At 33.3% G+C, this 13,750-nt stretch carries 14 protein-coding genes; 6 read left to right on the forward strand and 8 right to left on the reverse strand.

Going from position 1 to position 13,750, the window contains the following annotated elements:
- Positions 1 to 212 precede the first annotated feature (212 nt).
- The 4 genes from GJV77_RS05305 to prmA all read right to left on the reverse strand — a co-directional run bounded on the left by GJV77_RS05305 (position 213) and on the right by prmA (position 2,203).
- Positions 213 to 470 carry a hypothetical protein gene (locus GJV77_RS05305; RefSeq protein WP_155035313.1) on the reverse strand — a complete coding sequence of 86 codons (258 nt, stop codon included), beginning with the start codon at positions 468 to 470 and terminating at the stop codon, positions 213 to 215.
- A gap of 41 nt (positions 471 to 511) precedes the next feature.
- The gene (locus GJV77_RS05310) at positions 512 to 928 is read right to left on the reverse strand and encodes a hypothetical protein (protein WP_155035314.1); all 417 of its coding nucleotides are present in this window, start codon (positions 926 to 928) and stop codon (positions 512 to 514) included.
- Between the two features lie 140 nt (positions 929 to 1,068).
- A complete protein-coding gene (locus GJV77_RS05315; RefSeq protein ID WP_155035315.1) occupies positions 1,069 to 1,344 on the reverse strand; it encodes an ATP-dependent Clp protease adaptor ClpS in 276 nt (91 codons plus the stop codon).
- Positions 1,345 to 1,369: 25 nt separating this feature from the next.
- Complete coding sequence (gene prmA / locus GJV77_RS05320) at positions 1,370 to 2,203, reverse strand: 50S ribosomal protein L11 methyltransferase (protein WP_155035316.1); 834 nt, start codon at positions 2,201 to 2,203, stop codon at positions 1,370 to 1,372.
- 123 nt (positions 2,204 to 2,326) lie between these two features.
- Here prmA and GJV77_RS05325 point away from each other — a divergent pair, with 123 nt between their 5' ends.
- Positions 2,327 to 3,562 carry a porin family protein gene (locus GJV77_RS05325; protein ID WP_155035317.1) on the forward strand — a complete coding sequence of 412 codons (1,236 nt, stop codon included), beginning with the start codon at positions 2,327 to 2,329 and terminating at the stop codon, positions 3,560 to 3,562.
- Positions 3,563 to 3,702: 140 nt separating this feature from the next.
- Complete coding sequence (locus tag GJV77_RS05330) at positions 3,703 to 4,176, forward strand: hypothetical protein (RefSeq protein ID WP_155035318.1); 474 nt, start codon at positions 3,703 to 3,705, stop codon at positions 4,174 to 4,176.
- Positions 4,177 to 4,239: 63 nt separating this feature from the next.
- Here the strand turns inward: GJV77_RS05330 and GJV77_RS05335 are convergent, their stop codons facing one another.
- From GJV77_RS05335 to GJV77_RS05350, 4 genes are all read right to left on the reverse strand, one after another.
- On the reverse strand, positions 4,240 to 4,482 hold the full coding sequence (locus GJV77_RS05335) for a hypothetical protein (protein WP_155035319.1): 243 nt from the start codon (positions 4,480 to 4,482) through the stop codon (positions 4,240 to 4,242).
- Positions 4,483 to 4,569: 87 nt separating this feature from the next.
- Positions 4,570 to 5,733 carry a diaminopimelate decarboxylase gene (gene lysA / locus GJV77_RS05340; RefSeq protein ID WP_155035320.1) on the reverse strand — a complete coding sequence of 388 codons (1,164 nt, stop codon included), beginning with the start codon at positions 5,731 to 5,733 and terminating at the stop codon, positions 4,570 to 4,572.
- A gap of 19 nt (positions 5,734 to 5,752) precedes the next feature.
- Positions 5,753 to 7,072 carry an aspartate kinase gene (locus tag GJV77_RS05345; protein WP_155035321.1) on the reverse strand — a complete coding sequence of 440 codons (1,320 nt, stop codon included), beginning with the start codon at positions 7,070 to 7,072 and terminating at the stop codon, positions 5,753 to 5,755.
- A 313-nt stretch (positions 7,073 to 7,385) separates the two neighbouring features.
- Complete coding sequence (locus tag GJV77_RS05350; protein WP_155035322.1) at positions 7,386 to 8,213, reverse strand: siderophore-interacting protein; 828 nt, start codon at positions 8,211 to 8,213, stop codon at positions 7,386 to 7,388.
- Positions 8,214 to 9,244: 1,031 nt separating this feature from the next.
- On the opposite strand from GJV77_RS05350, the gene udk reads away from it, so the two are divergent.
- From udk to scpA, 4 genes are read left to right on the forward strand one after another with little or no spacing between them, the layout of a single operon-like run.
- Positions 9,245 to 9,853 carry a uridine kinase gene (gene udk / locus GJV77_RS05355; RefSeq protein ID WP_155035323.1) on the forward strand — a complete coding sequence of 203 codons (609 nt, stop codon included), beginning with the start codon at positions 9,245 to 9,247 and terminating at the stop codon, positions 9,851 to 9,853.
- Between the two features lie 14 nt (positions 9,854 to 9,867).
- Entirely contained in the window at positions 9,868 to 10,188 is a 321-nt protein-coding gene (locus GJV77_RS05360; RefSeq protein ID WP_155035325.1) for an FtsB family cell division protein, read from the forward strand.
- A gap of 17 nt (positions 10,189 to 10,205) precedes the next feature.
- A complete protein-coding gene (locus GJV77_RS05365) occupies positions 10,206 to 11,573 on the forward strand; it encodes a methylmalonyl-CoA mutase subunit beta (RefSeq protein WP_155035326.1) in 1,368 nt (455 codons plus the stop codon).
- A gap of 1 nt (position 11,574) precedes the next feature.
- Positions 11,575 to 13,701: a methylmalonyl-CoA mutase gene (gene scpA / locus GJV77_RS05370; RefSeq protein WP_155035328.1), complete on the forward strand. Its 2,127-nt coding sequence runs from the start codon at positions 11,575 to 11,577 to the stop codon at positions 13,699 to 13,701.
- The last annotated feature ends 49 nt before the right edge of the window (positions 13,702 to 13,750 follow it).

Genomic DNA, 13,750 nt, shown 5'->3' on the forward strand with positions numbered 1-13,750 from the left:
TTCAAAGGTAACACATTAGATATATAATCCTATAAAAAACTAGATAACCTAGACTTCACCTGTTACTAGAAAAACTACTAATTGCAAAGAAACTAATTCAATCTTTTTACTGAGTAATAAGATACAGGTCCGCTTCCTGTATTTCCCTCACTAAAAGCTTTAACTGTTAACTCATGCTTTTTTGAAAGAAACCCAGTAACAACACGAAAAGACTATTTTACATCTTTAACTAATTTCACAGCAGTTATTAAAGTATATGTTTGGAAACCTATCTTATTATTAGGCATAGCCGTATAAGTATCATTTGTTCTTGCCAACCATCTTCCAATTTTTGCGGTTTCAGGATTTACAAAATTATCTTCCCAAATTCCTATAACAGGACGAATTTTAATCGTTTGATCATAAGTCGCACCTCTACTTTCCTCATCATCACCAAAAGTATCATAAGAAAGTTGAGCATTAATAGTCACTAGATAAATACCAGTTTCATCAACTTTAAAGGATCCAGAATTTAAATATTATTACAAGTATCTATAATTTTAGTATTTAGAGTATTAATAATCTTAGGTTCAATCATCGTTTCAGTAAACTTAAAATCAGTATCCATTAAATATGTAATCTCCTCTGCAATCTGCATATTACCATTTACAGCAATTAATGAACCTGAACTTGTAGCTGGCACCTCTGGTATTGCTAATGTAGCCCAACTAGCCGCTTTGTCTGGACCATTAGACTTCAATATTTGACCATTTTTTCCAGGATCACCTAAAGTTGTTGCAGTACCACCTAATCGAATATCTTTTGACACTTGCATATTACCATTAACATGTAAATCTGGTAAAGGTACCTCTACCTTAACTCCCATCTGCGCATAACCATCAATACTAGACATTACAACGACAACCATTATCATAAAAATATTTTTCATAGCTTTTTTTGCAGTCTCTAAAAAGTCAATCTTGAAAATACATGACAATAAACTTATACCAAAAAAAAGCAAGTTATCTAATGTAGATAACTTGCTTTTTGTTCATTTTTATGATCAAATACAATTGATCTAAATGTCTATTAAACTATTTCTGCACTTAGACCGGCATCTAATAGTTGTAAACATTGGTTCTTTAACTTTTCAAACTCACCACTTTTTACAGTGCACTTTCCTTTATAATGTACTAACATAGCACATTGCTCAGCTTGTAAACTTGTGTGATTACACACTCGAATAAGTGTTTCTATCACATAGTCAAACGTGTTGACATCATCATTATGCAAAACTAATTCACTAGTTCCATTAAGTAGCTCTGCAATATCAACTTTCTCTAGAATTTGCTCCTTCGTACTCATATTTCAATGATTCTTAATTGTTTATTTAAGCCTTTCTGAATTTCAAAGATACCCAATTATTTCTTTCTAATTGATTTTCATACACTAAACCTTTTGCTTCAGCACAATTTTTTATAGCCTCAATATCTTCTGTATAAAATCCACTAAAATATATTTCACCATTTGATTCCAAACAAGCGACATAATGTACCATATCATTAAGTAGAATATTTCGGTTAATATTGGCTAGTATCACATCGTACTTCGGTTCTTTTGATAATATACTTGCATCACCTTCATATACAGAAATGTTCATGCAGTTATTACGAGTAGCATTTTCTATTGAATTAAGATAACACCAATTATCAATATCTATAGCATCAACTGTTACTGCACCACTCATAGAAGCTAAAATAGCAAGAATGGAAGTTCCACACCCCATATCTAATACACGTTTACCTATAACGTCATTATTTAATAGTTGGCGAATCATCATATAGGTCGTTTCGTGATGCCCTGTACCGAAACTCATTTTAGGTTCAATAACGATTTCATACTTTGCTCCTCTGGATTGATGAAAAGGAGCACGTACATAACAAATACCATCTACATCAATGGGCTCAAAGTTCTTTTCCCACTCTTCATTCCAGTTGACTTGAGCTATTTCCTCTTTTGTATAAGTAATGGCAAATTGATCAGACTCCATTATATATATTCCGTCCAAAATATCCTCGGTCCATAAATCCTTTTGCACGTAAGCATTTACCCCTACTTCGGTTTCTTCAAAACTTTCAAAAGCTCTTTCTCCAAGCTCTGCAATCAATATTTCCGTTCCTAACTCTTTAGGTTCAACAATAAAATGATAACCAATATATATCATAAACTATTACTTTTTTCATTCCTTAACGATTTCGTAACATTAACTTTACATTGAGAAAACATTAAAGACCTTCTTATTTGCAAAACTAATGCTAATTTTGCAATTCACAACACATTTTAATTTATGAATAAAATTTACACATTCATTGCCTTGCTATTTTCAGTAGCTCTTTTTGCACAAGAAGAGAAGAAAATAGATGCAAACAACGACTTAAAACTAGCGCAGCTACCATATTATAACTATGGTAAGGGGTTAGGAATGACATCAGCGGATAGTATATTCCAATTAAACATCCGCTTTAGAATGCAAAACAGAATAACTTCTGTAAACAATGAAGATGAGAAAAGCAAATACGAAGGTGAAATCAGAAGACTTCGTTTGCGTTTAGATGGTTATGTAGGAAATCCTCAATTTCTATACGTAATTCAGTTATCATTCGCTCCTAGAGATATGGGAAAGCAAAAAGATAATGAAGCACCTAATATAATTCGCGATGCTGCATTAACTTACCGACCAAAAAATTCAGACTGGAGTTTTATCTTCGGACAAACTAAACTACCCGGAAACAGACAGCGCACGAATTCATCGGGAGCATTACAGTTAACAGACCGCTCAATCAACAATGCTAAATTCAACATTGATCGTGATTTCGGTATCCAAGCTTATTACTTAAAAGAGAAAAAAGATGCCTTCGGGTATAACGTAAAAACTGCAGTAAGTACAGGTAAAGGAAGAAACTGGAGTGGTTCTTCTGCTAGTGATAGCTATGCGTTAACAGGGCGTCTTGAACTATTTCCTTTAGGTGAATTTAAAAACAATGGAGCCTTTTTCGAAGGGGATTTAGCGAGAGAAACTAAACCAAAGTTAATGGTTTCTGGAACTTTTTCTTATAATAACAATGCCAGCAAAACACGCGGACAAACAGGAGAAGACTTATTCCAGCCTAAGTCATTCCGTTCGATTATGGGAGACGCTATTCTAAAATATAATGGATGGGCTGCTATGGCTTCGTATATGAGCAGATATACTAGTGATCCTATCACATCTCAATTACAAGATAATGGTGAGTACCTAAAAAGTGCAGTATTTGCAGGTCACGGTATGGACTTTCAATTAAGTTATTTATTCCCAAGCAACTATGAATTAATTGGTCGTGTTTCTCAACAAAACATGCACAAAGATCTATACAAACAATTAAATATGCCTAATACAACTGAGTTTACTTTAGGAGCTACTAAATACCTTTGGGAGCACGCTTTTAAAATTCAAGCAGAGTTAACTTACGATAGATTGAGTTTTGATCAAAAACCATCAAAAGATAATTGGTATTTCAGAGTACAATTCGAAATAGGTATTTAATAATTGGCAATCCTTAAATATCTCAATTACAAATAAGCACAAAAATTAACCATTCTTTATAAAACATTTTAGGTATTTATACAAAAGAACATTTCTTTCATTGAGTATCTTTGTACAGATGTTTTAAATGTTTGAATAGAATGAAGAAATTATTTTTATCAATTCCTATACTGCTATTTTTAATTGTAGGTGCTTGTGCTAAGCGCAATAATGCAACTATGTTAAGCAAAGATGGTGTAGTACTAAATACCGCAGAAACTGCGGAAGACAGAGAGTTTCGAATTATTTCAGACGAACAGATTGATCGACTTAATACTATTATTAAAAAGAAAAGTCTAATAACTGAAGAGGAAATCATGAAAGAATATGCGCCAGAGGACAAAAATGCTGAAGGTAATTATCTATACATTCTAAAGAGAACTACTGATAATCCCAAAATGGTTACAGTAACTTTATTAGAAGACGGTATCATGGATGACACTTTAAAGGCTAGAAAAGTGGTAATGGACTTACGTCTAAAAGATAATCGCTTCTATGTAATTAATATTAAAGAAAGCTATTTATGTTGGGAAGGTAGAGGTAGTCAAGAATGGACTTCTGAGTTGTGCTACTAATTCAAAACTAACATACTTAATAAAACAATAAAAAAGGCCTTAGTATATCTAAGGCCTTTTTTATTATTCTTGTGTATGCTCAACTCCTACTCCATCTTGCTCTTTTCTCTCGATATTCATGTTCGGGAATTTCTTTTGAATTGATTTCAAAGCAAATTCATTAATTTCTGTCATTGCTTCTGGAGAAGGTAATTTTAAAGTATCTGCATTGTGCTTTAAAACTTCTTCTAATAGTATTTGTGTTCTTAATAATTGAAAGTTTAAATCAATTATTTCTCCTGCTACATCGATGTCTCCTAATGTCATGTTCTCGTTGTTTTCTAATTATACATTAAATATATGTTCTGTACCAAAAATAACAAACTATTTTAATTATTGAGCACATTTTACCGATTATTCTTTATAAAAATAATTTAATGGCTGTCTTAAATTATAGCGTGAAGACATCACTTCTCCATATGCTCCAGCAGAACGTATTGCAATCAAATCTCCTCGTATCAGTTCTGGTAGTAAAACGTCTTTCCCAAAACAGTCACTACTCTCACAGATTGGCCCTACAATGTCGTATCTAACCTTACTTATTTCTTCTTCCTCTATCTGCTTATCTTCTTGTAATAGCTCCACTTTATGATATGCTTGATACAACGCTGGCCTTAGAAGTTCTGTCATTCCAGCATCTAAGATAGCGAAGTTCTTTTTTAATCCATTTTTAATATATAAAACTCGGCTAATTAAACTTCCACAATTAGCTACAATAGATCTTCCCAACTCAAAGTGTACTTCTTGACCTGGCTTTAATTCAAGAAACTGATGAAACAAATAAAAGAAATTTGAGAAATTAACTATAGACTCTTCATCTGGCTCCATATAATTAATTCCCAATCCTCCTCCTAAGTTTAAAATCGGTACGGTATATCCTCTATCATAAAAGTAAGCATTCCATTCGTTTACTTTTACACATAAGCGCTTATATACATTCAAATCTGTAATTTGAGACCCTACGTGAAAATGTAACCCTACTAAACTTAAACTTGCGTGATTTTCAATAATTTCAAGACAAGTATCAAGTTCGTGCATCATGATACCAAATTTATTCTCATCTAGCCCTGTTGTGATATAATGATGAGTCTTTGCATCTACATTAGGATTGATTCGCAAAGCTATATTAGCTACCTTTCCTAGTGAAGAAGCTATCTCACTGATAACTCCAATCTCTTGAACTGATTCAACATTGAAAGCTAGAATATCATTTTCTAAAGCGAGCTGTATCTCCTTATCCGTCTTTCCAACTCCAGCAAATACAACCTCAGCAGGTTGAAAGCCTTTTTCTATGGCTAAAGCTATTTCTGCTCCACTAACACAATCTGCTCCTACGCCCAACTGACTAATCTCTTCTAAGATTCTAGAATTATTATTCGCTTTTATCGCATAATGTATTTTATAGCCATAGCGATCTGCTGCATTTTTTGCAACATTAACTGTCTCTCTTAACAGAGGTAAATCATAGTAATATAACGGCGTTGATTGATTTTGTAATTCTTCTCTTACGTTTTCCATTTTTGTAAACTCTATTCGATTAAAACAATCTATTGTGTAATGAGCGCAATGCTTCTAACTTTTGATCAGCAGGAACCAATAAAGAAATATTGTGTTCACTACCTCCATAAGAAATCATACGAATTGGAATATGTTTAACTGCTTCTGATACGATCGTTGCATAACCGTGTTTGTTCTTTTTAAAATCTCCTACAATACATATAATTGCTTGATTGTAATCCACTTCCACTTGTCCAAAATGCTCTAGCTCCGATATAATATTATCTAAGTGTTGTGTATCATCAATTGTTAAAGACACAGCTACCTCAGAAGTAGTAATCATATCTATCGGTGTTTTATATCGTTCGAATATCTCAAATACTCGACGTAAAAATCCATATGCTAATAGCATTCGCGATGAATTAATACGAATCGCCGTAATTCCATCTTTAGCTGCTACTGCTACTATTTGATCGCCATTTTGCACTTGTTCTGAAATCAAAGTACCAGGAGCGCTTAATTTCATTGTATCCAATAAGCGAACAGGCACATTAAAACGCTTTGCAGGAAATACACTTTGCGGGTGCAATATTTTTGCACCAAAATAAGCTAACTCAGCTGCTTCATCAAAACTTAAGTGAGCTATTGCCTTTGTATTCTGTACATAACGTGGATCATTATTGTGGAAACCATCTATATCAGTCCATATCTGAATCTCTTCTACTCCTAATACTGCTCCAATTAAAGAAGCTGTATAATCCGATCCTCCTCTTCGAAGATTATCGATTTCTCCAAATGCATTTCTACAAATATATCCTTGAGTAATAAACAACGTTTCTCTTGGACATTTATTCAATTCTACTGTAATATTTTCTCTGATATAATCCAGATTTGGCTCATGCTCCTCATCGATACGCATAAAGTCTAATGCACGTAATAGAACTGAGGAAACTCCTTGCTCCTTTAGGAAAAAGTGAAACAAAGTCGTTGAAATCAACTCTCCTTGAGCAAGTACTATACGTTCTTCTATAGCAGTAAATAAATCATTTCCCAAGTCATCTAATAACGTAAAATGATGTGTAATTACTTCTTCTCCTAAGGATAGCCCTTCTTCTGTTTTAAATAATTCTTTGATGAAAGTTTTATACTTACTGTAAAGAATAGCTATTAATGCTCTAGCCTCCTCTTTTTGACCTTTTAGATAAGCTTCTGAGATCTCTACTAGACTATTCGTTGTACCTGATACAGCAGACAGCACTACAATATGTTTATCACTGGGCTGTGATTGAATAATTGGTAGTAACTGTTCCATTCTCTCTGGACTTCCTACTGAAGTCCCTCCAAACTTTAAAACTTTCATATATTAAATTAGTTATTGATTTATTTTTGCAAAAAAAGGGGCTTGTCGTGATGACAAGCCCCTTTTTAATATCTCTAGTTATATCTATTAGGAAACCGCTCACGACGTTTGACGTAAGTACTGTTTCTTTCCCTTTTTTATAATAGATATAATCATTTTTCTTCTTTGATTTGAAACAAATATAAATACTTTATTTAAAAACAAGCCTTTCTTATAACTTTTTTTTAAAATAAAATATCATTCGTTACTTTTTCTATGTACATTAGAAAATATAACCCTCTGTACATAAGGTAGTCCATATTTTATAAAAAAACTATTCGATACTTGCTTTTTCTGCTCTTCGATCCGCTTCTGAAGCTGACTCTGCTTTACCAAATTTCCAATAAGAATAAGCATATACCTCATCTTTTGTCCACTGTTTTTCTTTTCTAAAGTAATTTCTCAACTCTTTTACCGTTGAAAACTCCGCCGCTAGATAAACAAATTTCGTATCTGGTATCACGTTGTTTTCCACAAAGTCTATTACTTTGCCTGCTACTTCTGAATTATTCCCTGGCGTTGGATTGATTACCCATTCAATATCAAATGATCCTGCTGATTTTAAATTCTGAACATCTTCCACAGTTTCAACCTCAATAATAACTTTTGCCTTTGATGTGCTAGGAATATTCTCCAAAATTGAACTCAACACCGGAATAGCTGTTGCATCACCAATCAAATAATACCACTCTACTTCCGGAAACAACTCTGATGGATCACAGCCCATGGCTACTCCTAACTCATCACCAATTTTAGCGTTTATAGCAAAATTAGAAGCTGGTCCTTCATCTCCATGAGCTACAAAATCAATATATAACTCATTCTTTTCTAAATCTAACCCGCGATGTGTATAAGTACGAATATAGGGTTTTATTGACTCGTCCATTGGTGTCCATGCCATTTTTTCCATATCAAATTCTGGCAGGTACACATGGTCGCATCCCTCAGGAGCAATAAATATTTTATTGTTTACCCCTACTGTAGTATATTTATAATCACTAACATCATTTCCTCCTAATGTTAAACGAATAAAGTGAGGAGTTATATATTCTCTATTCTTTAAAGTAAACACCTTACGTTGTATATTTGATTTCTTTGCCATCTTATTATCTAATTTACTTTCTGACTTGTCTAGCAAAGATAAGTACTTTATTTAGATTAATTACAAACAACTTGTTAAACAAAAAAGACAATGCTATTTACATAAGCTCGTATTACCTAAATACTACCTGAATGATAAAAGTAAAGGTGTTTCATATCAACTAACTCATTTATATAGTGTAAATACACCTACTTTTTTACAGATATTTCGTATAATTGACTTAAGTTTTGATCTAAATAACAATTTTAATGTACTAAGCACTCTACAATTATAATCAAACGTTTTTTGTAATGTTATTAATTTTTATAACTTAATTTATATTACCTTACAAATAGTTAAATATAAAAGTGTATATCCGCTAAAAGTAATATTAAAAGATAAGTTGATCTTTAACAAACTAAACAACAGATATTTACTTTTAAAAAAATGGCATAGTATCTTTTATATTTTTCGAAAAATCACTACTTTTTCTATTAATTTTAATAGTATTGTACTGATTAGGAAAACATTTTTTTTTAAATCAAGTAACTTGTTTTACCACAAAGAGAGTTCAAAATAATAACATTTGGTGCCAAGCTATAGCTATACTTGCAGTATACCTGCAGTTTAGTAGCCCAGAAGTACATTCTTGGCAAGGAAAGTGCACCTATACTGCACGAATAGGTAAAGAAAGCGTGGGAAAAATCTGTCCGTAAATAGAGCATCAGTTACAATAACCTGAACGGTTAAAAAAAAACAAATATAGCTAAAGTATTAGATAGCATGATTTATAAGACATTTACAAACATCTGTTTAATCTAAGATGGGGACAAGTTAATAAACATCTAAAGAAATAACGTAGGATAACTTTTTTTGAAGGCAATAGAATAGTTAGATATGCTTTTCTAATAACTACTTGTTTTCTCTAAGTCTCTAAATCATGGTTATGATAGTAAATGAGATATATAAAAATAAATATAATAACAGTATATGTGAAAATAGTTTCCCCCTTGATGGATTAATTTTTATTTTTGCTAAAAATACATTTAAACATGCTAATCATAGGAATCGCTGGAGGAACTGGAAGTGGAAAAACAACTGTAGTTCACCAGATTATGAATGAATTACCCGAAACTGAAGTAGGTATTATTTCTCAAGATGCTTATTACAAAGCAACAGATAACTTATCGTTTGAAGAAAGAACGCTTATCAATTTTGATCACCCTAGATCAATTGACTTTAATCTTTTAGTAGAACATCTAAAAGAATTAAAAAAAGGAAATAGTATCAATCAACCAGTATACTCTTTTGTCAAACACAATAGAACAGATGATTATGTCCTAACACATCCCCGTAAAGTAATGATTGTGGAAGGTATCTTAATACTTTCTAATCCTGAATTAAGAGAAATGTGTGATATCAAAATATTTGTTCATGCTGACTCTGACGAACGATTGATTAGACGTCTCAAAAGAGATATTGCTGAACGTGGAAGAGATATGATTGAAGTTTTAAATAGATATCAAAATACTTTAAAACCAATGCATGATCAGTTTATAGAACCCTCAAAGGCTTACGCTGATATTATTATTCCAAATGACACTTATAATACTGTTGCAATTGATATAGTACGTACAGTAATCAATGAAAAAATAGGATAATAAACCTTACTAATATGAATGTATCTCAAATATTTACTAAATTTAAGTTCGCAAACCTTCTAAAAAATGTATTCTTTTGGATTACTGTCTCTTTTTTAGTTTGGATAGTATTCTTTGATAGTTTTTCATTTTTTGAACATCAAACTATTAATAAAGAAATAGACAAACTTGAAGAGAGAAAACACTACTATGAAAGTGAAATCGAAAGGGATCGAAATTCTATCAAAGGACTCAAGAATGGTGATGCGACAGAGAAATATGCGAGAGAAAAATATTATATGAAACGTGCTAATGAGGATATATTTATCATTGAATTTGATACATTAGCACAATAATAAATCTACCAAAAACTATGAATAATCAACTATTTGAAGAATTTAACCAAGTATCTTCAAAAGAGTGGAAAAACAAAATTCAATACGAACTAAAAGGTGCTGATTACAATGAGACACTGATTTGGGAAAGTCTTGATGGCATTAAAGTACGACCTTTCTATCACTCAGATACAGATAAGATAGTCCTACCTATCGACACCCAAGCTACTAATTTTCAAATTGTACAGCGCATCTACGTTCACGACGTGAAACGTTCTGTTGAAAAAGCAATTGACTCTTTAAATCGAGGTGCTAATACAATCTATTTTACCATAGAAAAGGAAAAGTTAGATTGTAAGGAATTACTTACCCCATTACCCAAAAAAACAACCTATTTCTTTAACTTTGGATTCTTAGATACTACTTATCTAAAGGAATTAGCAAATTGGGCTACAAATAACCAATATACAATACATATTTTATTAGACCCTATTCATCAATTAGAAACAGATGGTAATTGGTTTATAAATCTTAATGAGGACTTCAAGCAAGTTACTAACTCCTTAAGTTCCAATACAAATATTCTTATCAATACAACTACCTATCAAAATGGGGGAGCTAATATGATACAACAAGTAGCTTATGCTCTAGCTCACGTGAACGAATATTTAAACCGTATTGACCAGTTAGGTAAAACCATATTCATAGAAGTTGCAGTTGGTACAAATTACTTTTTTGAAATTGCAAAAATTAGAGCAATACGCATGCTGTTTGACACTTTGATAAAAGAATATACAACAGAATTAGACGTAAAAATAATCGCTAGGCCTACCAAACGCAATAAAACTCTTTATGATTACAATGTAAATATGCTTCGTACTACTACAGAGTGTATGAGTGCTATATTGGGAGGAGCTGATTTTGTAAGCAATCTAGCTTACGACAGCATTTACCACAAAGAAAATGAGTTTGGTGATCGTATAGCGAGAAATCAACTACTTATTCTAAAAAGAGAAAGTTATTTCGATGCAGTGAATAACCCTGCAGAAGGGGCTTACTATATCGAAAACCTGACAGTTCAAATTGCAGAAAAAGCACTTGAAATCTTTAAGAAGATAGAGACAGCTGATGGATTAATCACTTCTTTAATAGAAGGGACGATACAGCGTAAAATTGCTCAAAGCGATGCTAAAGAACAAGCACTTTTCTATTCTGGAGAAGAAGTACTATTAGGAACTAATAAATATCCTAATCCACAAGACATGATGAGTCATGACTTGGAGCTATACCCTTTCGTAAAACAAAATCCGAGAAAGACACTAATTGTTCCAATCATAGAACGCCGATTGGCCGAAAAATACGAACAAGATAGACTAGCTAAGGAAGAATCAACTAAATCGGAGTAATATGAAAAGAAAGGACATACAACACTTGTCTATTAATACCACTAAAACAAGAACGGCAAGCGAAGCATCAGACTTCACAACTGCTGAAGGTATTAAAATAAACAAGACTTATAGTTTCAACGATATTGAAACTCTAGAACATATTGGATTTGCAGCTGGTTTTACACCTAACCTTAGAGGTCCCTATACCACAATGTACGTTAAGCGTCCCTGGACGATTAGACAATATGCAGGCTTTTCGACAGCCGAAGAAAGTAATGCTTTTTATAAACGAAACCTTGCAGCAGGTCAAAAAGGACTATCAGTAGCTTTTGATTTAGCTACTCATCGTGGTTATGACTCAGATCATGAAAGAGTAGTCGGTGATGTTGGTAAAGCTGGAGTTGCTATCGATAGTGTAGAAGATATGAAGATCTTATTTGATCAAATTCCATTAGGAGAAATGTCAGTTTCCATGACGATGAATGGGGCTGTATTACCTATTATGGCTTTCTATATTGTTGCTGCAATGGAACAAGGGGTTGATCAAAAACTACTATCAGGTACTATTCAAAACGATATCTTGAAAGAATTTATGGTGCGTAATACCTATATTTACCCACCTACTCCATCAATGAAAATCATTGCAGATATATTTGAATACACTAGTAATAATATGCCTAAGTTCAACTCTATATCAATTTCTGGATATCACATGCAGGAGGCTGGGGCAACAGCAGATATTGAATTAGCTTATACATTAGCCGATGGTTTAGAATATATCCGTACTGGATTAAATGCAGGAATGAAAATCGATGATTTTGCACCTCGTCTATCTTTCTTTTGGGCTATAGGAATGAACCATTTCATGGAAATTGCCAAAATGCGAGCGGGACGTATGTTATGGGCTAAATTATTGAAACAATTCAACCCACAATCAGAAAAATCACTTGCTTTACGTACCCATTGTCAAACATCTGGTTGGAGTTTAACAGAGCAAGATCCTTTTAATAACGTAGCACGTACAGTTATCGAAGCGGCAGCGGCAGCATTTGGAGGAACACAATCACTACATACCAATGCTTTAGATGAAGCGATTGCCTTACCTACAGATTTCTCTGCGCGAATAGCTCGAAATACACAAATCTTCTTACAACAAGAAACCAAGATTTGTAAAACCGTGGATCCTTGGGCAGGTAGTTTCTATGTAGAAAGTCTAACAAACGAAATTGCCGATAAAGCTTGGGAGTTGATTCAAGAAGTAGAAGAACTAGGAGGTATGACAAAAGCTATTGAAGCTGGAATACCTAAACTTCGCATTGAAGAAGCAGCTGCACGTAAGCAGGCTCGTATAGATAGTGGACAAGATATCATCGTAGGTGTAAACAAATATCGTTTAGCTAAAGAGGATCCTTTACATATCTTAGAAGTAGATAATCAAACTGTTAGAAAAGCACAAATTGACCGTTTAAATCACATTAAGGCGACTCGAGACAATACCAAGGTAAAAGATGCCCTAGAAGCACTTAGTCAAGCTGCTCAAACTGGCAAAGGAAATTTATTAGCATTAGCTATTGAAGCGGCCAAACTTAGAGCAACACTTGGAGAAATAAGTGATGCATTAGAAAGTATCTTTGGTAGATTTAAAGCACAAATTCAATCCGTTAGTGGTGTGTATAGTAAAGAAATAAAAAATGACGAAAGCTTTTTACAAGCAAAAGCTCTTGCTGATAAGTTTGCAGAAATCGAAGGAAGAAGACCACGTATCATGATTGCCAAAATGGGACAAGATGGTCATGACCGTGGAGCAAAAGTAGTTGCTACCGGGTATGCCGATGTAGGTTTTGACGTAGATATTGGCCCCCTTTTCCAAACACCTGCAGAAGCAGCCAAACAAGCTGTTGAAAATGACGTTCACGCTCTTGGCGTTTCTTCTCTTGCCGCAGGTCATAAGACGCTAGTTCCACAAGTAATCGAAGAACTTAAGAAGTACGGAAGAGAAGATATAATGGTTATTGTTGGAGGAGTTATTCCCGCACAAGATTACGACTTTCTTTATGAGTCTGGTGCTGTTGCTGTCTTTGGACCTGGCACTAAAATTAGTGATGCTGCTAGCACCATGTTAAAAATATTATTAAACGAAGAATAAAAAACAAAAGCGATTACATTAACATGTAATCGCTTTTTCTTTTAAACAG

The organism is Myroides pelagicus (assembly GCF_009711055.1).
In the GTDB taxonomy this organism is placed as follows: Bacteria; Bacteroidota; Bacteroidia; order Flavobacteriales; family Flavobacteriaceae; genus Flavobacterium; species Flavobacterium pelagicum.